The organism is Mesorhizobium sp. M1307 (assembly GCF_040318155.1).
Classification (GTDB): domain Bacteria; phylum Pseudomonadota; class Alphaproteobacteria; order Rhizobiales; family Rhizobiaceae; genus Mesorhizobium.
Window position 1 is genome coordinate 1 of the sequence record NZ_JAMYLR010000023.1, and the last position, 23,286, is coordinate 23,286.

Below are 23,286 nucleotides of genomic sequence, written 5' to 3' on the forward strand. Positions count from 1 at the left end.
GCTACCAGGGCGAAGTCGGAAACGAGCTCGCAACCGCGTCGGAAGTCACCTGCAATTTCCACGCGCGAAAACTCTGGATGCTCTTGCTTCACCGATATGACCGCATGTTCGAGAAGAGCGGCGGCCTTGTGCAGGTGAAGTTGCGTTTCGCCGCTTCGCACGATGGCCAGGTTCTGCAGGAGCTTTGTCTGAAGCGCGGCGCCGAGGCCTTTGACTGGGCGTATGCGGTCTTCTCTTGCTGCGGCCTCGAGATCCGCCAGCGAGTTCACGCCGAGCGCCTGATGAAGCTCCAGTATCCTATCGGGACGAAGCCCGGGTATGGCAAACAGCTCCATCACGCCCGCTGGAACATCCTCGCGCAGCTTCTCAAGGCTTGGGTGCGTGCCGGTTTGGTAAAGCTTGGTCACGATGTCTGCGATCGCGTCACCGATCCCCGGGATCTTGGTGAGGGCGCCGGCGGCGATGATCCGATCAAGCGGCTGCGACAGCGCCGTCAGACTGTCTGCCGCGCGCAAGTATGCCTTTGTGCGATAGGGATTGTCGCCGCGCATAGACGCCCGTTGCGCGTATTCCCTCAAAAGAGTGGCGATGGTTCTCGGGTCGGCTTTAGCCATGGCTTTAGCCAAACGAGGCCGATCTCCGCAGGTTCCAATCAGCAAGGCCATGAGCGCCGCGTTGCCTTTTAAATCCCGGCTTTACTGCCTCTTCCCGCGTCGGACGCTACAGATTGGGCAAGGATTGGTCAGCGCGACCCCATCCTTCCAGAGCTTTGGAGGCTGCGCGTTTCTTTAATTCGTGAGCATCGCCCACGTGGAAATGAGAGGGCGCATCTATTGTCTTCATCTCCGCCCACGTGATCGGTGCCGCGACAGGAGCGCCCGGACGTGATCTTGCGCTGTAGGGCATGATCGCGGTCGCCCCGCGCTGATTGCGTAGATAGTCCACAAAGATGCGACCCTTGCGGCGCGCCTTTGACAAGACGGCCGTGAAATGGGCCGGATCGCTCTGGGCGACCGCCTGCGGCCAGGCGAGACGCGAAGTCCTTCACCTCTGGCCACTCGGCGCCAGGGGTGAGGGGCGCGATGACGTGCACTCCTTTGCCTCCCGTCAGCATCGGGAAAGTCGTAAGTCCCAGCGATTTAAGGATAGCACGGAACTGAAAGGCAGCGGCGCGGACGGCCTCAAAATCGAGGCCTTCATCGGGGTCGAGGTCGAACACGAGGCGGTCGGCCTTTTCGACATCCTCGATCCGAGCTCCCCATCCATGCACCTCAATCGTTCCCATCTGGACGCAAGTCATCAGTCCATCGGCATCGTCGACATAGAGATATGGTTCCTCGTGCCCGTCCTTCTCCGTGATGCCGACGTGGTGGACTTTGTCGCCAAAGCTGCCGGCGTCGTGTTTTTGGAAGAAGCACTTCTTCGCGCGGCCCTGTGGGCATCGAACCAGACTGATCGGCCGGCTGCCAACCCAAGGAAGCATGATCGCCGCGACCGCTGCGTAATGGTCCGCAAGCTGTCCCTTGGTGATGTTGGACTCCGGATAGATGACGCGGTCACGGTTACTTATCGCGATGGCGGTTGTCGCAGACGCGGCGAGATCGGCTGCATGACGTTCCGTCTCGAGCACGACCGCCTCGGGGTTCTTGTCTTCGCGGAGACCAAGATAACTCGGATGTCGCAACGTCCCTTCGTTTGTCATTTCGGTGAAGGCAATCTCCGCGACCAGTTTCGGACGGAGCCAGTGTGCGCCGCGCACTTCGGCGCGTGGTGCGTCGACGGTCGCGGCCTTCTGCTCAAGCGGCGCCATGATCTTCAAAAGACGAAGAAGTTCAGCGGTATCGAAGCCGGTGCCGACTTTCCCGGCGTAACGCAGCTTGCCGCCGTCATGAACGCCAAGGATCAAGGACCGAAACGCGCGGACCTTGTCGGACGGCGTCCAGCCGACAATCACAAATTCCTGCCGCCTGATGCATTTGATCTTCAGCCAGCTTGCGCCGCGGGCCGCCACATAACTCGAATCCGCGAGCTTTGAGATGACGCCCTCAAGGCCGGCTGCGCAGAAGCGATCGAGCAGCTCTTCTCCGCGGCCGAGGATATGGTCGGAGTAACGAAGGACCGGATTTTTCGCAGGCAAGATCGCCTCCAGCTTCGCCTTGCGCTCAACAAGAGGAAGCCTTGCCAGATCTTCGCCGTCGAGCTGCAGCAGATCGAACGCATAAAAGTCGATAGTCGCCGGGGCACCCTTCAATGCATTCTGAAGCGCCTGGAAGTTAGATCTTCCTTCCGCATCGACAACCACGGCCTCGCCGTCAATCAGGGCGGAGCGCACCTTGAGCTTGCGAGCCTCGGAGAGGATCGAGGGAAAACGGCTAGACCAGTCCAGACCAGATCGTGTGTAGGCTCGCGCCTCGCCCCCGCCGACGGCAACGAGAATACGATAGCCGTCGTATTTCATCTCATGGATCCAACGATCGCCGGCAGGGACCGTGTTCACGAGCGTTGCGAGCTGGACCGGCCGGAAAGCGGGCGGCGCTAAAGTGACCTCGTCACGAGCGGGCGACTTCGCTTGATTAGCGCTCGACGCATTGATTGCCTTATGCGACGTTGGCTTGACCACTCTGTCCTAAATCATACTCAGAGATGAAAACAGCGTTATCCGCGTCCAACGCGCGACTACTTCTTTAGTTTCGCTGCAGGCCGTATTGAGCTTTTCGCGATCATTGCCGACGCGCTTGATTAGCGCCTCGGCCTGAGGCCGTGCTTCCTGCCTCCGGCCCTTCCATTCCCGATTTTCGCGCACAGCTCACAGGCAACAATCAAGAGCAGGAACGTGCCCTCAAATGCCGCCACAGCGTATCCGGTTTCTGCCATCGGCTTTAGAAGCCTCATATTCCGGTTCCGGTCCATATAGTGTGCGTTCGGTTTTGAATCTTCTCGTCGAACCCATATTCGATTGACGATTAGTCGACGTGACCCATTGACGCCAAGTACCTCGCCCAGAGCAGCTCCGATGCCAGTTTCAAGAAGTGCAAAATGGCCCATAAATGCGCCGACCAGAGTGAATGCTCTCGTATCCGGGTCTATTTCGAGCAGCGCGGACTTGGTCAGCATTAGACAGCCTAACGGGTCCTTCCCAACATAGCCATGGGCACCGGCCTGCTACTCACGCAGCACCCTCTCCTCCTTGGCAGCAGCCTCGAAAGCCTGACGGACCTCTTCCGGAGTCACACGGTCCTGAAGGGCGTCGGCGCACGGTTGCACAGCCTTCCGCCACTTAGGTCCCATCTTGGTCCACTTCATGAGTTCCTCGGCGGCACCCTCGACGTTGTTGCACCCGTAGGTGACCCCAGGTCGGTCGGTCTTGACGTACACCGGAGGGGAGAACCAATGGGTTGCCACGACAACTCCTACTCAGGGGAGAGATACACGTTGGCTTCCTTGGCGGCAGCCTCAAAGGCCTTTCGTATTATGTGGGGGTCAATCGAATCGCCCTCCAAGGCTGACAGGCAGAGGGTCACCGCCTTGTGCCAGCGAGGCCCTCGCCGGGTCCACATCTTGAGCTGCTCAAGGGCTTCCTTCGCATTGTTGCAGCCATGCCTGACACCGGTTTCAGTCTTCACGAACACCGGAGGGACGAACCAGATGGGTTGCCATGATACCTCCTAGTCAGGGGAGAGATACACGTTGGCCTCCTTGGCAGCCGCCTCGAAGGCTTCACGGACCTCTTGGGGGGACATCCTGCCCTCGAACGCGTCGACGCAGGATTGGACCGCCTTCGTCCACCTCGGGCCCTTTGTGTCCCATGCCAGGAGTTCCTCGGCGGCTCCCTCGACGTGGCTGACCCCATTGCGAATGCCCGGACGTTTCGTCTTCACGTAGACCGGGGGAGCGAACCAGAGGGGACCCATAAGAGGGAACTTAGAGCGGCAAGAGCCCGCCGACCAACCCCGCTTTAGCTGCAGCTAAGGGAACGATGTAGGCCCTCGCGGGTTTAGAGGCGGCAGCGGGATTACTTCGTGGATGTGCAGCCGCTGTGGGGGGGTCCGTCGCCTCTCATCTCCATGCTTGGCGGCGGGCTCCTTTCGCGAAGGCGGTGTTGGTCTGAGACACCTAGAACCTTATACCGCAATCCAATTTAGCTGGTTGTCATTGGGGGGAGTAATGTCCCCTCCTCTTTTGCAGCAGCCAGGAATGCCTTGCGGGCCTCCTCAGCTTCCATCTCGTCGAAAATCACGGCCATGCAAACGCGCACCGCGAGGTCCCACCAAGGGCCACGCTTGGTCCACTTCATCAGCTCCTCGCCGGCTGCTTCGGCGTTGTTTACGCTGCGGATGATCCCGGGACGCTCGGTCTTGACCGGGACCGGAGGGTTGAACCAGTGGAGAGCCATGCGGTCACTCTTTGTCGGCCCGATCAAGTTCCTCCAGCAAATACTTTTGCTCAGCCCAGTTCCCGTTCTACAGGCAGAGTGAGCAGGTTGCGAAGGTAATTACGGATTACCTCTGACTATTGAAATGGCGCAGGACGGCGCGCTTCCGTTGCGATGCCACAGCGGCTGAAGTTGGCTGACAGCTACTCGCGACCGTCGATAGCCACGCAGAGGCCCATGGCAGTTGCTGCCTCGACGATCGCCTCGGTTAGTTCTTCGTTGGAGGCCACCAAATAAGACGCAGTCTCCCGAGCTTCGCGTAGTGCCGCTTTGATCGAGACCGTGTCGCCACGGTCCGCCCTGTTGAGGAGGCGGTTATTCGCGAAGATCGAACCCGACGAACAGGCCAAAGGCTGGGGCAACATTGACAATAAGCTCCACCAGCTCGCAGTCAGTTTCCGCCAGATGTGGCCCGTCTCGGCGCACCGCTGCAATAGTCTCTTTGACGGAGATGATTTGGCCGCGACGGACTTGTAGGATCAGCTCGTGAACAAGGTGTTCGGCAGTCACTTTGTCGGGTCGGCAGTTCGTCCAAACGTTCATACAAGGCCTCCCACCTCAGCGAGAACCCAAGGGAACATTCATGACCCTCTGTCGAGAAAAATCAAGAAGAATGTTTGATAACTTCTGAGGGGGAATCAGGGGGACAAGCCACGAAGCGAGCCTCTATACTCTTTGACCTGACGCTCAGCCAGCCCGCTAAGGGACTTCTTCCGTCGGCCCCTGTTTGGCCCGATCAATAGCCGCAAGTAATGACTGTAGGGTTGGCGGCAGTTCTGGTTCGACCTCCAGATTTAAGAACGTTTGTACGTGATGACGATAGCCTTCGGAACGGATCAGTTTCCGAAACGCTCCGGAGACAGACTGATGGTCTGCTTTGTTGCTCGTTGTCATGTTCGGGAAGTCCGTCCCCAATGAGCCGTAACTCGCCCGCAACGAACGGGTTCCATCAGGAGGTCGGAATATTTTGGCTGAAATTTCTGAGCGGGAGATCGGCTAACTGGCTCGCGCGAAGACCCCCGTGCCCCCTTCGATCCGCCGAGCATTAATCCCCGCTGTTTGAACAGAAGATCGTGTCGATCTAGCGTCGGTGTTGCACATAGCGACCGTTGAAATGCTTCTGTCCAATGTTTGCTCACGCTGTGATGCCAACAGGGCAGGCTCTTGCGGCAGGATGCCGCAAGGTCGCGACGATGAAACGCCGGCCCAGTTCAACCCGCGCGACGTCCTTCAAAGCTGGGGGGATCGATCTTCACCAAGCGGTCTGCGGCCTCGACCGCAGTTCGTATCCTGCTGCACAGCGCGAGATTTTCGGCCAGCATTTCTTCAGTGCGTTGAATCGCGAGCTCGGTCCGGTGGATGCGCTGCCTGGCATTGGCAACTTCCGATGTCAAAAGATCGGCCGCCATCCCGTGGCCGTGGGGTTCCAAGTGTCCATGGGTTTCTAATACATGGGGGAAGATATCGTTCCCTGATGTCGGGCGAAACGGCGGGCCGCAGAAAAGCGCGATGGGCCGAACGACCAATGCGCGCCCTGTCAAAACAGCGCCGGCAACAGGCGAACGGCTTCGGCCGCTCTACATCCCACGGGCAGAGGCGATCACGGTCCAGAGGGCGATTGATCTGTTCAGGTACGACTACAACGTAAGCGAAGACACACTCAGGCGGCTGGTGATCAAGCACCGTCTTCACAACCAGACAATGCCCGGTGCTCCGTGGAGAATAAGCGCTCCCGGTTTGGCTATGGCGCTCGCCGGCGATGATGACGCGCTTGCGCGGTTGAGGCGGGACGATCGCGAGCATCCGGACGTAACTCGGTATTTCAAGCGGCTCGGCATCCCGCGACCCTGACCTGTTATCAAAAGTTGTGGTCGCGGCGACTGTCTAAAATAGACATTAAGTAGATGTCGCGGCCCGACAGGGCTCCAAGAGCGAACCGTTGCTGCCTTGCGCATCGCCCTCTAGGCCGCCGGCGTCGAGTTCATCCCGGAGAACGGCAGCCGCACCGGCGTGAGGCTCCGCAAACCTTAGGCGTAGACTCGTTACTGCGCAGCCACACACCTACTTTTGCCATCGGACGAAGCGGTTGCAACAGGTGGTGCGCGGGCCATAGCGCTGAGGCAGGTCGCGCCGTGGAGCACCGGAGCGCAGCACCCAGAAGATGCCGTTCAGCACGCGCCGATCATCAACACGTGGCACACCTCTTGGCTTGTTGGGTAGACGCTTTATTCCATTGCTGACCATTGTCCAAAAGCGCTGTTAACCAAATTTTCTCACCCGCCAATGCTTATTCGCGCGACTGAAGGGGTGAGGTGATCGATGTGTGATTCAAACATAAGCGCGTTTCCGCTGCATCGGCGGCGGAAGTTGGTCGAAGGGATCGCCCGGGTCCTGGAATCCAAGAACGGGAAGGACGCGAACGCCTTCTGGCGCAACACCGCCAAGGCAATTCTCGTTCAACTGTCCGAATCAGGAATTGCACCCGGGGTCGCCGAACAGGAAGTTGGAACGCTTCTTCATGCTGTCTTGGCCGATATCGCCACCCGCAGTGCTGCGAAACTTGCACAATAGCATCGGCTCACGATGAAGGATTGCCGCATAGAGACGCCCCGGGGCTCCACAAGCGTAGCACCACTGCATCCGTCAAACGCAGGTTTCTCACTGCGGATGAAAAGATAGGCGCGTTCGTCGAAATAATGCGCGCGAATGTGCTCTCGGGCGAGATACGGCTCCGCCTCGCCTGTCCGGCGGTCATCGACCAAATCGAGGTAGGCGATGCGGAAACCCGCATTCACGAAAGGCCGACGGACCTTTTCCACGAGCTGAACCCGCAAAACCAATGAGCCGCCGTTGAGTTCCACACTGCCATTTTATGCGACTTTCTAGGCACAAACCATGAACACTGCCGCGGCGTGGTTATTGACTTGCATGTTCCGAAATGACCGCATTTGGGGCCGTGAGCCGCCGTCGAGGAAGGGTTTCATCAACGGCGGCTTGGCGCCGACATTGTTGAAAAAGTCCGACGCACCGCAAAGTCGCCACCGATATTAGAATCCAGTTCCACCCCGGCGCGTTGCACGGAAACAGGATTCAATTTTGGGGTCTCTGCGGAACGCCATTCTACGAAAGTGCCGCAGGCGACCGAGGCGCGGACTTTTTTCAACACTATCAAGCGGACTTTTCCTTGAAAGGAATGGTGATGGCCGCTTCTGATGCGAGCTGATCGGGAACATCGAAACATCCCGTTGGCTTCACGCAGCTTCATTGGATCGGGAGGCCGTTCTTTAGGGACCGGCCCTGCTTCTACCGTTGAGTAGGATCGGGAGGCGCTTCCGGTTTGTGGGGGATAAGGTTGCCGAGCCGGAATAGCTTTTGTTATTGTTTTGTCCTTTTGCAGTTTGGCGGGCTAAATGCCCAAATCTGTAGGGGCCTTGTGAATTGGCGTTCCAGCGTGGATCGTCCTTGTTTTTGGAGGAGCATTGCCGGTTTACATCCCCCGCTCTCTGTCGGTCGAAGACCGTACCTTCACCGAAGAAGCGCTGCTTCGTGAAGGGAGAGTTTTTGTTGTCTTGGCGGAACCGGGCGCGGGGAAGACCGAGCTCTTGGACAAGCTGGCTGAGCTCCTTCAGACGACCCGTGTCAGGGCTAGCGTCTTCAGGAACAAGCCAGCCGCGACAGGCAACGGTCCGCTCGTTATCGATGCCATGGATGAGGTTGCTCGCATCGACACGCTTGCAACCGACAGGATTATTGCCCTGGCCAGTGAGAACAGCATTTCCACTATCGTCTTTGCCGGGCGCTCTGCTGAATGGGACAAGAGCCGCACCGCCTATGTCGAGGAGTGCTTCGGCGTAAAGCCGGTCATTGTTCGGCTGGAGCCGTTCAACGAGGACGAGCAGCGTCTCCTGTTCAACGCAAGGTTTCCGGGAGAGGATTTCGGCGCGTTCGCGCAGGAGGCACGCCGGTTCGAACTTGAGCCGCTGTTGGGAAACCCGCAATTTCTGCAGCTGCTCGGCGATGCGTACCTCGAAAGCGGCCGTGTCTTCATCTCGAAGGCGAAGATATTTGCGGACGCAGTGCGCAGGCTGGCGCACGAGACCAATGTCCAGCAGCCAAGGCAGAAAGATAAGCCACCCACCGATGAGATCGTGGCCCTTGGCGAGGAGGTGTTCGCGAAGCTGATGCTCTCCGGCGCCAGCGGCATCGCGACAGTCGAGCCTCTGGCGGATCGCGACTACCCCTATATCAACAGCCTTTGCGGTGAGGGCGCTTCTGCCTCGTATCTCATCGACACGCGCCTGCTGAAACCCTCCGGGGATACTGACAGGCACGAACCGGTGCACCGGATCGTCGCGGAATACTGCGCAGCGGGTCATCTGGTGAAGCGGATCGAAAACCCTGCTGATCGATTGTCGCTAGACCGCGTTCTGGCCATAGTGGCGCCAAACGGCGTCATCCGCGACGAACTTCGTGGCATGGCAGGTTGGATGGCTGCCATGGGCCACGAGCCATTGCAGCTTACTGTGATCAAGCTCGATCCCTACGCCGTCCTGGCGAACGGCGATCCGAGTCAGCTGACGCCCAGATCCAAGAAGGAGTTGCTGGTGGCGCTGGATGCGCTCGCCGACCGTGATCCGTTGTTTCGTCGCAGCGATTTGTGGCGCCGATTCAACGTCGGACACTTCTTCACTGCTGATATCCTCGACCGCGTGAAGACGATCCTTGCAAAAAAGAGCACGTTGCAGGCCTTAGTTCTGGAGCTGCTGATTGGGACAGAGGCGGCTACAACACTTGCTCCCGAGCTTTCCGCGCTGGTCACCAATGCCGGTGTTGACGTGGACACGCGAAGGCTTGCGTCTGAAGCCCTTCTGAGTGTCACAACTTACGATCCGACCTCGGATTTCACTGCGCTGCTGGCGGAAGGATCGCCCGCATCGCTCGAAGTTGCAGCAAGGACCGTGACCAGACGCGGTGTCCAGCCGGTCGGTGCGACGTTTGTAAGTTCGCTTCTTGAAAAACTCACCGCGCTCTATCCGCGGCCGAATGTGCGCGACCGCGATGGGATTTCGCTCTATTTCATTGACCTGCTGATCCGGTCGTTCGAGTTGGCCGATGTAGAGCGTTTCCTTGATGATCTGACGACAAGTCTCAAGTGCACCTGCACCCCAAAGCATGCGTATAGCTGCACATGCAGGCACGGGAAGAGTAAGGTCGCTGCCAAGCTGCTGGATCGGAATTTCGAACTCAGCGAAGGCAGAACGCAAGATCCGGCTCATATCTGGTCCTGGCTGAAGGCTCTGCATTTTCAGGGCCAGGTCGGAAGTGATAGTAGCGTGGCAGTCAAGCATCTCTCGCAGGATACCGAGCTGCGTAGGACGATGCAGCGCATGGACGTGGATGGGGTCACCGGCGAAGATGCAGCCCACGAAGCGGTCATGCGGCTATATTCAAGTCATGTGCATTCCGGACTCCGCATGCATGAAGGCGATGCGGAGGCCTTGAGCCAGCACGCGTTCGATATCGGGAACGCTGATCTTTGGGGTGCGCTTCTAGTCGGTTACGACCGCTGGAGCAAGAACAAGGGCCCGAACCCGCTGCGAGCCCTGCAGCGACAACAGAGCCGAACCGCACGGGCTTTTCTCGCCGCACGCTCGCTCTTAGAACGGCGACGCCAGAACTACAACCGGATCGAGCGAAGAGGCCTCCATGTGCGTAACCGGAAGCGGTGGCGGCAGCGTGAAGAAGACGTTGTAGGCCAGAACCGTGAGCATTTGCGTGCGAACATCGCCGCAGTGGAAGCGGGCCGAAACTGGTTTTGGCTGAGGCAATTTGCGCAGAAGTATTTGCTGGAACCGGATGAGTTGAACGGTCTGGTGGATGATCCGGAAACGCCTCTCAAGGCTTTGCGCAACTGCTTCCCGTTGCTCGACGCATACATTCCTACTGTGGAGGCGCTGGGCCTGCGTAAGCGTCCGGACATAGCCGAGGTGCTTCTCGCGGCATGTGTCGTGCTCTATCGCGACGGCAAGGACCTGAAGGAAATCGATCCGCGTATAGTAGCCGCAGCGAAGGCGGAAGCATCATCCTATCCGACATTTGCGGAAGGGGAAGCTGAGGAATTTGAGGCCGCGCTTGATGCCGCGCTGTTCACCGCGGACGGATCGGCCGAAGCTTTTGTCCGAGCTTATATCGAGCCGCAGCTTGTCGCAGGCGAAAACCATCCTCAGCGTTGCTACAGGCTGGATCAGACGCGAGCGTTTCAGAATCTGCGCAAGACATTACCGCTAGAATGGCTGGAGCGCTTTCCGCAGACGTCATTCGAAGCGGCAAGCACCCTGTTCAACATGGCGTCGAAACACGGTGACGACTCCGAGCTAATCGCGCTGATCGACAAGCGTCTTGCTGATCCGGTCATTGAGAACAAGGAAGACCCGGAAGTTGAAAAGCGCAGCAGAGCCCGGCACACCTTCTGGCAGCTCAACGCTTTCCTCTACGACACGCCGGGCCGAGCGGCCGCGTGGGACGAACTCAGGCGCGATCCCAAGACCATCTTCGCTCTTGAGCATCGATTGGGACGTTTTAACGAAGACAACGACGTCGACAAAGCGCCTGTGACGGCTGAAATGGTGTTCAAGATCATGGACGCCTATGTTGGGGTCTGGCCCAAGGTTCATCTTCCGAGCAGTTGGGGCAGTGACAACCCTGAAGAGGAAACCGCTTATCGGTTCCTGCGCGACCTTATCTGGAAAGTGGCTGAGGACGCTCCAGCGCGTCGCATCGAGGTGCTGGACCGAATGATCGCCGATCCGCGATTTGTGGACTTCAGGGGGGCCGCCCTTACTCTTCGTGCCGAAGCCGGACGGAAACTTGCCTTGCAAGATTTCCGGGCTCCATCGCCAGCCGATATCAATGCGCTTCTCGATCGTGGCGACGTGGCCTCCGTCGAAGACCTTCGTGCGTTGATGGTTGAGCAGTTGGGCCAGCTTCAGCAATGGCTGATCGGTTCGGAAACCAACCCGCTGGATTCCTTCTACGACGGTGGCAAGCGGCTGGATGAAAATACGGCTCGCAACCGTATTGTCGATCAGCTTCAGTCATCGATGAAGGCACTCGGCCTTTCGGTCAACATCGAGCGATATATGGCTGGCGGTAATCGCTGCGATATTACGGCGTCTGCGGTGTTCGGCGGAGCCAATCGCCTTCTCGTAACCGAGGTGAAGGGACAGTGGAACGACGAGCTTTATACGGCTGCATCGGCGCAACTCGATAAGCGTTACGCGATCCATCCGGACGCAGCCAAGCAGGGTGTTTATCTCGTGCTGTGGTACGCCAACGGGGAAAAGGTCGCGAAAGTCCTCGATCCGACCATTACGACCGCCACCGAGCTGAGAACGCGAATCCTCGAGAAAATGTCCGACGATCTCAAAGCGAGAATCGATGTCGTTGTGCTCGATCTGTCGCGACCCCTGGCGGGGCCTAAGCCCGCAAAAAAGGCCACAGGCAAGACCGCACCCCATCGCAAAGCGACGCCGAAGTCATCTTCGCCCCGGAAGAGCTCGGTTCCGAAGCCTGCCGGGGATAAGTAACGTTCGTTGGCCTCGAAGCGCTCAGCGCCTTGAGCGCTTCGCAGGCAGCGGTATCCGGAGAGCGCCCAAGGAACGCGGCGAAGCGCCGGACATGACGAACGTGGTCCTGCTGCGTACGGCCGCGAAGCGAGGTTCGTGCATGAGGCGCAAAGCGGATGCCAAAGCCGGCGCTTGGAATGTCGATTTGTCTAGCTAAGGGGAAAATATCGAACAGCACGGTATTTCAGCAACGCATCAAGTAAAGTCCAATCTCATCCGAGCTCATGGATCGCCACGCCCGGCACTACAGTCTTGGCGATCTCGCACAGGTGCTGGTGATGTGTCAGGTAAATAACCTGTCCGGCACTTGCCATCTTCCCAAACAGCCGGAAAACCTCCTCGGATCGGAAATGGTCGAAGGTTTCCATTATGTCGTCGGCGATGAATGGAACTGAGGGTCGAAACTGAGCAAACTCGTAGTACCCGGCCAGCCTGAGCGCCAGGTAGAGTTGAAAACGCGCACCCTTTGACAGCGCGTCGGCAACCTTGGATTGCCCATCGCGCTGTAATGCGATGAGTACTTCCCCACCCTTCACCGGTTGAGTTGTCAGGCCAGAGTACTGGCCGCGCGTCATGAGAGCGAATGCCTCTGATGCGCGCTCCATCATCCCGGAGCGATGACGCTCGCGGTAGACGCGCAGAGCATTTCCAGCCGACAATATTCCCAGTTTCAGCTCGATATAGCGGACGGCCTTTTCCTCGATTTCCAGAAGGACGGTGCGCCGTTCGGCATCTATCCGGGCAACAGCGCTGTCGCCGCCAATGGCGTCCAGCTTGTCAGTCGCGCGCGTCTGCCGAATGAGCTGTTGCTGTATCGCCTCGTCAGAAGCGCGAAGCCGTTGCTCGGCTTCAGCCTTCTCGACTGCGAGGCTGTCGAAATCGACAGCATCCAATATTGAACGCGCTTGCTCGAGCCCTTCCGCAGCGAGCTCGGATGACATTTGCTCCTCAAGTTCGGCCACGGCTGTGCGCAGGCGATCCCTGTCGCGCAGCAGTTCGTCACGTTCCACGACCTCGGCTAGGGTGGCCACGTTAAAAACACTCAGGACCTCGTTCTTGCGGCGCTCATGTCCGGAAATTTCAGCATCGAGGATCTCGCGACTATCCTGCAATCGCTTCAGGTCATTGACGAGGCTTGCCTTGGCCTCCCGCGTGCGCTCGGCGCGCTCCAGGCGCTCGGCAAGCCGAATCGCCAGCTGTTCCGGGTCGTGGTCATCGGCTGCCTCGCCCGCTTCGGCTGCAACGGCGGTAACCTCGACCAGGAAATTGTCCCTGTCGGCCTCCATCTTCTCGATACGGAGTTGCATGGCGTCCCGGTCCTGAAGACATTTGGACAGTTCAGCCAATTGATCGAGGACGCCGCCGACGCCGGGCGCCGAGATGCCGCTCTCGAGCCAGGTGCCCTTGAGCGCTTCGGCAACGCCGGCTAGCCATTCATCCCCATGCCGCTCTGCGACTTCGATGGCTCGGCGCCTGGCGGCCAGATCCTCTTGCCTTGTGCCAACGGTATTGAGCGCCTCGGCACGCTCAGCGTCCACCTTGAATTGCCTGTCAAGGAACAGCTCTGCCACGGCCATGACCGTCTCCAGGCTGTCACCAGGGTCCGAACCAACGCCGACGCTCGCCAGCGCGCTGCTCAGCTCCCCGTGTATTCGGCCTCCCTCATCAACTGCCCGCTCGGCCTTCTTGCGTGAAAGCTCGACCTCCTCCCAGGCCGCGAGCCCATCGATGTAGGCAGCAATGCGATCCTCGATCAGTTCGATCAGCTGTTCGGGGGATTTCTCCGGAATTTCTCCAACCAGGGGTCTTGCGGCTGCAAGAATTTCCGAGAGCACGGCCTCCCGATCTGACCTGTTGCGTTCAAGTTGGTCGCGCCCATGCGCGATGGTGGCAGCGGTTTCTGCGAGGTTGCGGTTTGTGCTGCGAATCTCAGCGAGCTCCCGGGCGTTGGCCAGACGGCCTGCTCCGGCAGCGTCGTCTCGGGCCAGTGCTGCCGCGAAACTATCCGCCGTTTCGCCAGTCAGGTCATCGCGATGTCTTGCCCAGGCCTCGTCCCGGGCACGCCGAATGGCGTCCGCCGCGTCATCGTCGGTGACATCGACTGAGGCACGAAGCGCATCCAGCCGCGCCGCAAGCAGGTCGTGGTTGCCGTGGTGTTCGGCAAGGCGTTCGGAGAGAACGCCCCTGCTCTTCCCGAGCTCTGCTGCCAGCGCCTTCCATGCGCCAAGTTGTCCGGCATTCGGAATGGCGAGCCTGGCCAATGCCTGAGCATCGCCCGACCAGGGATGCAAGCGCGCGATCGCGGCCTCCCATCGAACTGCACCCGCATCCGCGGCCTCGCGTGCCGCCTTGGTTTCCCTCATGTACCCGCTGGCCCTTGCCGTCGACAAAGCCGAAACCAGCCTTGCCCTGGCAGGCTCGGGCACGGCCCGTTCTTCGCCGACCCGCTCGCGTGCCGCATGAAGTGCATCAGCAGCAGCCGCAGCCTCCTCGCGCGCAACGCGCACGCTAGTAACGATCCCGGATCGCTGCTCGACCATGATGCGCACAGTGCCAATGGTTGCAGCAGGCAAGAGCAGCTTGGCAGGATGTGGCTCCGAGGACCTTCCAAGCGCGGCAAGGCAGGTCGCCACGGCATTGTCGAGGATTTGCAGCTCCGTCCTGCGACTTGGAAGGTCCAGGCCGGCCGAGACGTGGCGCACCTTGCGGTCAGTCAAGCCGCGAACCCGTTCGGAAATCGCAAGTATCACCGCGTCCACATCGACCGAGGCGATTTTCGTCGTCACCCGCGCGAGCTCGTCCACACTTGCGGATAGCCGCGTTCTCAGACTGGCATCGGTCTCGATCATGTCGGCGACGCTGCCCGTCCAGGTCCGTGACGGGGAAGCGATTTCAGGCAACTCGGCTAGTTGGGCTTTCTTACGTCGGATATCGGCAAGGATCGGGATCGCGCGAAGATATTTGGCGATGGTATCGAGCCGAGCCGACAGTACCGACCGTTCGGCGATGCTGCGGTCGTATTTTTCTGTCGCGTCCAGGCGCTCTGTCTCGAGAGTTTCGAACGTCGACGCCAAGGTGTCGATCGCCTCCTTCCCGGACTTCAGTTCCGCAAGCCGCTTCTTGAGCAGTGCAAGCTCGGTTCCGTGTGCCTGCTTGCGATAGAGCCGGTCTGCTTCGGCCTCGAGTACGCTCAGTATATCGCTTGCGTGCCCGAGCCCGGCGCTGGCGGTGAACAACAGCTTGCCCAGGTCGCCGCGCGATTCCAGGATTGATTTTCCACCTGCTTCCAGCGTTTCGTCGTCCAACGAGAACATGGTCTCGTATGCATCGCGAGACAGCCCGGCGAGATGTGCTGATATCGCCATTTCGCTGACTGGTTGGCCATTCGCGTTCAACAATGAGTTGGTGCGCTGTTTCGTGCGTGTGAACGTGTGCTCCGCGCCGCCGAGTTCGAGCACCCCGCCGATCCGCATCGCGCTGTACTCGTGCAGGAAATTATAGCGGCTGCGTTCCTCGATGCCAAACAGCAGGTCGAGATAGCCGGAAAGCGCGGTCGACTTGCCGGCCTCGTTCAGGCCGAAGACGATATGCAGGTCGGGACCGGATTCCGGTTTCGGCCCGAAGTCGATCGCTCTGTCGGTGAATTTGCCATAACGGATGAGCTCAAGTCGCCGGAGCCTCATTGTGATCCACCGGCCTTCAGGCGGGCGGTGACCAGGTCGGCGCCGTTGGCAAGCACCCTGTCGAGGAACAACTCCAGCTCAGCCTCGTCCTTACCCGCGAAATCGCGCCCGTCAGGCGGAAGATCCGCGATCATCTTCTGTACCAACGCCCTCGCCTCGGCACGGAAAGCTTCCGAGCTGGCATCGGCACGCATGGATTGAGCGAGTTCGAAAATCGGATCAGCGACGCCCTCAGATGTTTCGGCTGCGGGTGGCGAGACGTTAAGTTCGAGCTTTTCCACCCAGGTTTCGCCTACCTGTTCCGCGACCTGCTCAGCTTCCGCGAGCAGCAGATCCCGGTCGCGGATCAGTGCCCACGACAAAGGCGACATGCCGCTCAGACCGAGGCGCACCACGGCATGGCGGGATCTGACGGAGGCCCGGATAGCTTCGAGCGCGGATCGGACACGCCCGACGACTTCGGACCATTCCACCGTTACGGTCAGGTCAACGCTCACCCGCTCGAATTGCGCGATACTGGTCAGCCTTTCCTCGATCTCGATGGTGCGGTCGTCTCGTATCGTCACCAGCGTAACGGATTTCTCTCCGTCCTCGTTGATGTCCCTGCCCTGCGGAATTCCTGGCATCACCACGGTGCTCGCCCCAGGATGGACGTGGCGGACATGGATGTGCCCGAGCGCCCAGTACTCGAAGCCATGACTGTGCAGGTCGGCGACGTTGCAGGGCGCGTAGACGTCGTGGCCGGGCGATCCGGCCAGGCTCGTATGCATGATGCCGACATTGACCGCGCCTTCACGCGGAGCTGAATACTTGGGAAGCAGACTGTCCGGCGCCTTTGGGCTCGCGAAGCTCAAGCCGTGGAACATGACGTCAAGCCCGCCGGCTGTCTGCAGCGCTGACTGGGGACGGCCGCCGAAGATCGTGACCGTGTCCGGGAACACGAGCTGTTTCGATATCCGCGACATTGCGTCATGATTGCCACGGATCTTGAAAACCCTGATGCCGGCCTGGTGAAGTCGTGTCATCTGTGACCCCAGAAACCGCGCCGTTTTCATCGACGTCTGGTCGCCATCATAGAGATCGCCGGCAATGACCAGGGCATCGACACGTTCCGCAAGGCAGAGGTCAACTATGGAGATGAATGCCTGACGGCTGGCGTCTCCGACAAGTTCGGCAAGGTCGGGGTTTCGCATCGCCAGCGAACGCAGTGGCGAGTCGAGATGAATATCGGCCGTGTGTACGAATCGAAATGCCATCGAGCGGTCTCCGCCCACGAACATATCGATGTTCGATCGCGGTCCGATAGAAGAATTTCACGACACGCGGTGTTGGGTGTCCAGACCAGGTTACTGTCAATGGGCGCTTCCGCCGCTATCGTGTTAGAGGGTGCGGTGGTCAAAATTCGACACGCTATCCCGGCAACAGCGAGCGGAGTACGGCGGCGAGCGTTTCCTATGGACACCATTCTGGCTCAGCCAACTTCAAGACGTCCTCTTCGTCCTTCCCGTCGACCAGGAGGAGCGCGACGAATAAACTATCTCAAACCTCTCTCTTTTAGGGGGATTATTTTGTAGAGGGCTAGTAAATTCGGCTCCTTTAGTTGAAAGAGCCATATAGGCGAATACTGTCGCGGGCAATCTGCGTACGCTTGTTTGATCTACCGGCAATATGTCCCGGCGCTGGTACGCTTGGCTAGGGAGGGAATATGAGCTTTGCCTCATGGAGAAAGTGTGATTTTCAAATTCATACGCCCCGCGATCCTGCTTGGGTCGGGGTAAGGACTGTTGGGTTAGGCGAACCCACAAAGGGAACTGGCGCCCCAGCAACGGCGCAGGACGTTGATGTAGCGCGCAAACAGTGGGCGAATGAATTTCTGGATCAATGCTTCGCCGGAGGTTTGAATGCCATCGCCCTCACCGATCACCATGAGATGGTGTTTGTCCCTTACGTTCAGCAAGCAATCGCGGAACGAAAGGCGGCCGATGCCCAATTTGACTTCTGGCTTTTTCCAGGAATGGAGCTCACAGCGGCTGGTGGGAAGCAATGCCTGATCATCTTTGACGCCGACATTTCGGAGGATTGGCGCAGACAAGCACAGGGGAAGCTTGGCATCGTCTATGCCGATCTTGACGAAAAGCACGCCAAAGGTCCAAAGGTCACCCAACTCGCCTCCCACTACGCCGATATCGGCGCCGAGTTGGATAAACTCGAAGGGCTTCGCGGCAAGTACATCGTTCTACCGAATGTCTCCCAAGGCAACAGCCACACAGTCTTGACCGACGGGGGCCACGCGGATTTCCGTCGTATGCCTTATGTCGGCGGCTATCTTGATCAAGGCCAAACGCACTCCACGCTGGGGAGCAAAAACCAAAAACGGCTTTCCGGTCTCGACAAGACTTGGTGCACGCGGGAGATTTTCCCGCTTCCAACTTCGGACAGCCGATCGGCCGATTTTTCGATGGTTGGGTCAAACAGTACCTGGATAAAGCTCGCAGCTCCGACAGCGGAGGCAATCCGCCAAGCATTCCTTGGTCACAAATCCCGTATCACCATCAAGCCACCCCAACTCCCTTCCCTCGTGGTGTCTGAGATCGAGATCGACGGCTCCGCAATTTTGGAGAAAACTAAATTCCCTTTCAGCCCCGAGTTCAACTCCGTCATTGGCGGACGGGGCAGCGGGAAGAGCTCATTCCTTGAATATGTGTCCTTTGGCTTAGGCCGCAGCTGCTATGATGTGGAGCGCGACCATTATTCGGGAACACAACGCATGCGTGATCTGATCAACGACACGCTCATTGCAAAGGGTGCACGGGTCAAGCTAACTGTCACACAGGACAATGCGGCTTTTGAGATTGTTAGGGGTCCTGCCACCGCCTTTCAGCCGACGATTACCTATCCCAACGGCTCGAAGCAGACTGCAACGGTCAAAGAGCTTCGGGCACTATTCCCTGCCGTAGTGTATAGCCAAGGCGAGCTCGCAGAGATTGGAAAGCAGGCAGGCAAGAAAACCCAGCTTTCGGACTTACTCCAGTTTGTAAATCCGGATTACAAGCGCGAAGACGACCGCCTGACCCTCGACATTGAAGCTGCCAAGGTCACGGTCAAGGGCGGCGTACAAAGCCTCGCTGCGCACTGGATATTGCAATCTCAACTGCGCAAGCTCACCACGACCAAGGCGTCGCTCACTCAGCGCGTCGAAGCACTTGAAAAGACGCTTCCGGCCCTGTCCGAAGAAGATCAGTCCATTGTCGCGTATTTCGATAAGGCGAATGACTTTGAATCGAAGCGGCTCCAGGCGTCAAAACACGCGGACCAGATAGTCGAAGAGCTGGACAAATCGATCACGGAGCTCGTTAACGAACGCGATCTAGCGACCGATTTGGCAGATGACTCGGCGGCAATCCGCAAAGGCTATGGCGAATTGTTTTCAACGTTCAGCGCCGGCATAAAACAGTTCAAATCCGATATGAGAGCCAAGCGCTCAACATTGGCTGCTGCTGAAACCGAATGGGCGGCAAATTTCAAGGTGGCAAGGACAGCAAGAGACGAGGTTCTCGAAAAGCTGGGTGCACACAGGACCGCTACAAGCCAGATCATCAAGCTTCGCGAAGAGATCACCGACCTGACCAACCAGATCGGCGATTTGGACGCGAAAATAAAGGCCAATGGAGACCCGGCCGCCGGTTTAGATGAAAAGCTCGTTGCCCTCAGAGCACTAAATGATCGTCGTACGGAACGGACGCAGGAGTGGGCGAAAGAGATCGAGCGTCTGTCGAACGGGAAAATCAAAGCGATCGTAGATGCGGCGGGCGACGTTTCGGAGATCAAAGACGCAGTCGATCTTCTCGCCAATAAAACCGGATCACAAGAGGCAACCCGTCTCAAAGAATTGGATGATGCGGTTGCCAAAGACACGCCCATAGCGTTCCTCGACAAAATGCGCGCCGATAGCCTTTCGCTGTTGTATTGGCGTCAGATAGGCGCGGCTAGCGGTGAGAAGCAGCCAGATAGTGCAGTCTTGTTCGGAGTGCTTGGTGACACAGATCGCATTCGCGCGGCCTTGAGCGAAAAACTGGACACGACACGGGTAGAAACAGTTGCGGCCGCACTTCCGAAGCCCATGATTACCCTCTCCTATTCAGATGGCGCTAAGGAAATTGCCTTCGAAAAGGCTTCGGAGGGCCAGCGTGCGGCGGCGTTGCTCTTTATGCTTCTAGAGCAACCTGGGGGGCCGTTGATCATAGACCAGCCCGAAGGCGATCTCGATAATCGCATCATTGCTGAGCTTACTGACAAGCTGCACACTGCAAAGCAAAACCGGCAGCTCATTTTTGCCAGTCACAATGCAAACATTGTCGTCAATGGATCGTCAGAGTTGGTTGGCCATCTTGACGTAAAAGATACAGGCGAACGCCAGTTTGAATGCGCGGGTGCAATCGATACGCCATCGATTTGCAAGGTCATTACCTCCACCATGGAGGGCGGTGAGAAGGCATTTAAAGACCGCCAAAACAAATACGGGTACTGATTTTGGAGGCCGCCGTTCAGGTGTGTCTGGTGTAATCCGAACTCACCTGTTTCCCATCGGCGATATACTTCACTCGGCTCCATCACCTTCGTTGCTTGAGCAAGAGGGCGACGCAGAAGCAACTGATAGAAAAGTGCCTCAGCTATTGCGAGGAAGATGGCCCTCGCCTCGGAGCTTTCCTGACCATGACCGACTTTACAGTTTTTCCTCCTTCACGTGGTGATCCGCCGTCCTTCACAGGAGTGGCATTGCTGCAGGACCGGTGGAACGACTACAGTTTTATGACTCAGTACCACCTTGTGGTTTCGGTGCCGGAGTTCAGCGGCCTGATTGGAGCAGTGAAGATATTACGCCGCAGTCAGACCGAATCTGACGATCTGCAACTTCCAACTGGGCCTCTCTCGCCACTCGGTGACGACTTCGTTTCGCTCGGACAAGAGCTTGACTACTACGAAAGACTGGCCGGGTTGCCCGAGACGCTTCGCCAGGAGATTCTGGCCTTTCTCCGCGATGCGCTAGCATTCCCACAGCACGCTGAGACGTTCGCTACGGAAAAAGGATGGAGTACCTCCATCCTGCGATATGTTGACTGGGACAGCTTCCGCCGTGACGCTGCGGTTCTGCTGAACCGCGACTACGATCGCGTCGCGCGCCTTGGCCTAGAGGTTTCCTTCCACGTTGAGGGTTGGGTCGATCCGCTTCGGATCGATTTCAAAGCGCCCGGTGGTCATTTGTTTTGGGACACGAGCGTGCTGCCCGAGAGAGTTGCGGAACTGATAGGTCGTAATGGTTCGGGCAAGAGCACACTGCTTTCGCGGCTTGCGCGCGTGCTCCACGCCTCCCAGCGCGAACGCGCGAGCGAGCCGCTGAAAGCACTCGGTGCGATCTCACCTCTCGGGATCGGCTTCACGCGAATAGTCAACGTCGCCTATAGTGCGTTCGATGCGTTTCAGCTCCCCGGGGTCGATTATCGTGAGCGGAAACAGATTGTCGACGACCTAGAGCGTGGCGTTGGCCGCTATCACTATTGTGGCCTTCGCGACATTGCATCGGAAGTTCGTCAAGCGGAAGGCATAGGTGACATCGATGGCACGCCCATCCAACCGCAGGACCTTGATCGGCAAGAACGTATTATTCTCAAGACGAGTGAGCAGCTGTCTAAGGAGTTCGGAGCCATTGTTCTTCGCATCAAGGAGAGCGGCCGGCAAAACCTCTTCAACGAAGTCTGTCGCGTTCTGGGTTCAGACTCATCGTTCTTCGATCTCGGCTCCGATCCTGCTGCCTCAATTTTCGAGTACGCTGTTCCTTGGTTTCGTGTCTGGAGCACCGGCCATAAGATAGTTATGCATGCCGTCGCGTCGCTCGTCGCCTATACCGAGCCTAAGTCAATCGTCCTAATTGATGAACCCGAGAGCCATCTCCATCCACCGCTACTAGCAGCCCTCATGCATGCGGTACGCATCATTCTACGGCAGAACGATGCGTTCGCTGTTGTCGCAACACACTCACCTGTGGTGGTACAAGAAACGCTCGCTCGCCATATTGCGATCGTTCGGCGGTCGGGAGCGGAAATAAGGATATTCTCACCTCGCATAGAGACTTATGGCGAGAGTATCGGCGAGGTCACCAACGAAATCTTTGGCCTCAACGTCGACGCGACGGATTTCCATAGCGTGCTGTCTCAGCTTGTAGACACCGGGCTTTCCCTCGAAAGCATTGAAGGCCTGTTCGAGCGTGGGTTGAGCCTGCAGGCTAGGGCCTTTGTGATGACGAAGCTTGCGAGCAAAAGGACCTGAAATGTGGGTCATCACTCCCCAACAACTCGGCGACGTTGATGAAGCGCTAAATGCCGCCCTAACACTGACGAACGGTGCCGCAGTCTACGCGATGTCACCTGCCGAGCGTGCAGCATTGCATGAGGTCTACCAACTATACGACGCGTGTCTCGGTCAACCACATTTGGACCTTACTCCAAACGTGCTCGATACCGCTCGTCCCCACATGCGCTCGGCATACGATCAGGTCCAAATTGGTGGGCGCCTGGCAGCGCTCCGTGAGCAACTCTTAGCGTCGACCGATCAGTGCCCCTATTGCGGCTTTGGGGAACCGCGCGACCTAGATCATTACTTACCCCGCAGCGTATATGGTGAGCTCGCGATATATCCTCGCAATCTGATTCCAAGCTGCAGTCCATGTAACAATGCAAAGAGAACGATAGTTCCTGGCCTGGGCCCAGCGCACGGCCCTGGATTAATACACGCGTATTTTCAAGATTTGCCCGATATTGAGTTTCTGAAGGCGCAGATAACGTTCGAAGGTGGTGCTCTAGAAGTACGGTTTTGGATCGACAGCCCTGATTTAGAGGCGGATCTCGCAGCTAAACTCGAATTTCAACTCGGTCGACTAAAGTTGAATGAGCGGTTCCGCAGCCAAATTAATAAATTCCTCTCAGAGCAGCGTACCGCTATGCGCATGTTCAACGAGATCAGCCCTGAACTTTTCGCACAGTACCTTGGTCGCTGCGCAAATAGTCTATCCGGATCGTTTGGGCGGAACGATTGGCGGGTTGCACTGTTGCGCGCGCTATCCGAACATCAAGAATTCTGCACTGCGCCAGAGCTGTATATTGGACTATGAGTTCCTCATTGTCGTCGGACGCATCCGGCTAGGTTGCTACAACTCACCTGCAGCATTCTTCATCCGCTCCAGATGCTCCACACAGATTTGTTCCGCAGACTTCTGAAGCTCCTCCGTCCGCTCGCCCAACTAGACAAGCGCTTCCTCGGTTATCTCGGAGTGCTCGGAATACCGAGCTTTGACATAGGCCTCGTTTAGGTTGTTGAACCGCGCTGGCGCATTTTCACAATCGCATGCGAGCCACTGACGATGAAGGGCTATCGCAGCGATTTTGATCTGCTGGCAGTCGTCAACAACAACAAGCTCGCCGACTTCGCTTACTGGTACAAGGCAGTCGACGTGTCCGTTATAGCAGCCTTCGACATATACGAAAGGCTGCCA

The 23,286-nt window shown here is 58.1% G+C and carries 16 protein-coding genes and 3 pseudogenes; 6 read left to right on the forward strand and 13 right to left on the reverse strand.

Features of this window, described 5'->3' with window-relative positions:
* From NKH16_RS22205 to NKH16_RS22250, 10 genes and pseudogenes are all read right to left on the reverse strand, one after another.
* On the reverse strand, positions 1–614 hold a 614-nt coding region (locus NKH16_RS22205), incomplete at its 3' end, for a helix-hairpin-helix domain-containing protein (RefSeq protein WP_352901769.1).
* 106 nt (positions 615–720) lie between these two features.
* Entirely contained in the window at positions 721–978 is a 258-nt protein-coding gene (gene ligD / locus NKH16_RS22210) for a non-homologous end-joining DNA ligase LigD (RefSeq protein WP_352901863.1), read from the reverse strand.
* Between the two features lie 100 nt (positions 979–1,078).
* Positions 1,079–2,458, reverse strand: a pseudogene (ligD, locus tag NKH16_RS22215) (DNA ligase D); the annotation flags it as partial.
* A 704-nt stretch (positions 2,459–3,162) separates the two neighbouring features.
* A complete protein-coding gene (locus tag NKH16_RS22220; RefSeq protein WP_352901772.1) occupies positions 3,163–3,402 on the reverse strand; it encodes a DUF982 domain-containing protein in 240 nt (79 codons plus the stop codon).
* Between the two features lie 8 nt (positions 3,403–3,410).
* Positions 3,411–3,629: a DUF982 domain-containing protein gene (locus tag NKH16_RS22225; RefSeq protein ID WP_352901775.1), complete on the reverse strand. Its 219-nt coding sequence runs from the start codon at positions 3,627–3,629 to the stop codon at positions 3,411–3,413.
* 36 nt (positions 3,630–3,665) lie between these two features.
* Positions 3,666–3,911 carry a DUF982 domain-containing protein gene (locus NKH16_RS22230; protein ID WP_352901778.1) on the reverse strand — a complete coding sequence of 82 codons (246 nt, stop codon included), beginning with the start codon at positions 3,909–3,911 and terminating at the stop codon, positions 3,666–3,668.
* 227 nt (positions 3,912–4,138) lie between these two features.
* Positions 4,139–4,393, reverse strand: a complete 255-nt coding sequence (locus NKH16_RS22235; protein WP_352492321.1) for a DUF982 domain-containing protein — start codon at positions 4,391–4,393, stop codon at positions 4,139–4,141.
* Positions 4,394–4,747: 354 nt separating this feature from the next.
* Positions 4,748–4,975: a hypothetical protein gene (locus NKH16_RS22240; protein WP_352492322.1), complete on the reverse strand. Its 228-nt coding sequence runs from the start codon at positions 4,973–4,975 to the stop codon at positions 4,748–4,750.
* A 668-nt stretch (positions 4,976–5,643) separates the two neighbouring features.
* Positions 5,644–5,841 (reverse strand): hypothetical protein, encoded by a 198-nt coding sequence (locus NKH16_RS22245; protein ID WP_352492323.1) that lies wholly within the window; start codon positions 5,839–5,841, stop codon positions 5,644–5,646.
* A 655-nt stretch (positions 5,842–6,496) separates the two neighbouring features.
* Positions 6,497–6,676: pseudogene (locus NKH16_RS22250) on the reverse strand (transposase); the annotation flags it as partial.
* A 75-nt stretch (positions 6,677–6,751) separates the two neighbouring features.
* Here NKH16_RS22250 and NKH16_RS22255 point away from each other — a divergent pair.
* A complete protein-coding gene (locus NKH16_RS22255) occupies positions 6,752–7,003 on the forward strand; it encodes a DUF6074 family protein (protein ID WP_352541505.1) in 252 nt (83 codons plus the stop codon).
* Here NKH16_RS22255 and NKH16_RS22260 read toward each other — a convergent pair.
* Positions 6,949–7,293 carry a hypothetical protein gene (locus NKH16_RS22260; RefSeq protein WP_352619096.1) on the reverse strand — a complete coding sequence of 115 codons (345 nt, stop codon included), beginning with the start codon at positions 7,291–7,293 and terminating at the stop codon, positions 6,949–6,951. The genes NKH16_RS22255 and NKH16_RS22260 overlap by 55 nt on opposite strands.
* A 618-nt stretch (positions 7,294–7,911) precedes the next feature.
* Here NKH16_RS22260 and eruA point away from each other — a divergent pair.
* Positions 7,912–12,018 (forward strand): NACHT domain-containing antiphage protein EruA, encoded by a 4,107-nt coding sequence (gene eruA / locus NKH16_RS22265; RefSeq protein WP_352901782.1) that lies wholly within the window; start codon positions 7,912–7,914, stop codon positions 12,016–12,018.
* 251 nt (positions 12,019–12,269) lie between these two features.
* On the opposite strand, the gene NKH16_RS22270 is transcribed toward eruA, so the two are convergent.
* Both NKH16_RS22270 and NKH16_RS22275 read right to left on the reverse strand, forming a co-directional pair.
* Entirely contained in the window at positions 12,270–15,740 is a 3,471-nt protein-coding gene (locus NKH16_RS22270; RefSeq protein ID WP_352901785.1) for an AAA family ATPase, read from the reverse strand.
* On the reverse strand, positions 15,737–16,996 hold the full coding sequence (locus NKH16_RS22275; RefSeq protein WP_352901787.1) for a metallophosphoesterase family protein: 1,260 nt from the start codon (positions 16,994–16,996) through the stop codon (positions 15,737–15,739). Before NKH16_RS22275 ends, NKH16_RS22270 begins: the two co-directional genes overlap by 4 nt.
* Before the next feature lie 449 nt (positions 16,997–17,445).
* Between NKH16_RS22275 and NKH16_RS22280 the strand changes: the two genes are divergently transcribed.
* The 4 genes and pseudogenes from NKH16_RS22280 to NKH16_RS22295 all read left to right on the forward strand — a co-directional run.
* Positions 17,446–20,268, forward strand: a complete 2,823-nt coding sequence (locus NKH16_RS22280) for a TrlF family AAA-like ATPase (protein ID WP_352901790.1) — start codon at positions 17,446–17,448, stop codon at positions 20,266–20,268.
* Positions 20,269–20,453: 185 nt separating this feature from the next.
* A complete protein-coding gene (locus NKH16_RS22285) occupies positions 20,454–22,064 on the forward strand; it encodes an AAA family ATPase (protein WP_352901793.1) in 1,611 nt (536 codons plus the stop codon).
* Position 22,065: 1 nt separating this feature from the next.
* Positions 22,066–22,905: an HNH endonuclease gene (locus NKH16_RS22290; RefSeq protein ID WP_352901796.1), complete on the forward strand. Its 840-nt coding sequence runs from the start codon at positions 22,066–22,068 to the stop codon at positions 22,903–22,905.
* 237 nt (positions 22,906–23,142) lie between these two features.
* Positions 23,143–23,244 (forward strand): annotated as a pseudogene (locus NKH16_RS22295) (nucleotidyltransferase); the annotation flags it as partial.
* Positions 23,245–23,286 lie beyond the last annotated feature (42 nt).

Bases quoted from the DNA above. Each gene is read 5' to 3' on its own strand.
- NKH16_RS22275 (WP_352901787.1), bottom strand. From the start codon at position 16,996: ATGGCATTTCGATTCGTACACACGGCCGATATTCATCTCGACTCGCCA.
- NKH16_RS22290 (WP_352901796.1), top strand. From the start codon at position 22,066: ATGTGGGTCATCACTCCCCAACAACTCGGCGACGTTGATGAAGCGCTA.
- NKH16_RS22270 (WP_352901785.1), bottom strand. From the start codon at position 15,740: ATGAGGCTCCGGCGACTTGAGCTCATCCGTTATGGCAAATTCACCGAC.
- NKH16_RS22230 (WP_352901778.1), bottom strand. From the start codon at position 3,911: ATGGGTCCCCTCTGGTTCGCTCCCCCGGTCTACGTGAAGACGAAACGT.
- NKH16_RS22245 (WP_352492323.1), bottom strand. From the start codon at position 5,841: ATGGCGGCCGATCTTTTGACATCGGAAGTTGCCAATGCCAGGCAGCGC.
- NKH16_RS22280 (WP_352901790.1), top strand. From the start codon at position 17,446: ATGAGCTTTGCCTCATGGAGAAAGTGTGATTTTCAAATTCATACGCCC.
- NKH16_RS22240 (WP_352492322.1), bottom strand. From the start codon at position 4,975: ATGAACGTTTGGACGAACTGCCGACCCGACAAAGTGACTGCCGAACAC.
- NKH16_RS22235 (WP_352492321.1), bottom strand. From the start codon at position 4,393: ATGGCTCTCCACTGGTTCAACCCTCCGGTCCCGGTCAAGACCGAGCGT.
- NKH16_RS22285 (WP_352901793.1), top strand. From the start codon at position 20,454: ATGACCGACTTTACAGTTTTTCCTCCTTCACGTGGTGATCCGCCGTCC.
- NKH16_RS22255 (WP_352541505.1), top strand. From the start codon at position 6,752: ATGTGTGATTCAAACATAAGCGCGTTTCCGCTGCATCGGCGGCGGAAG.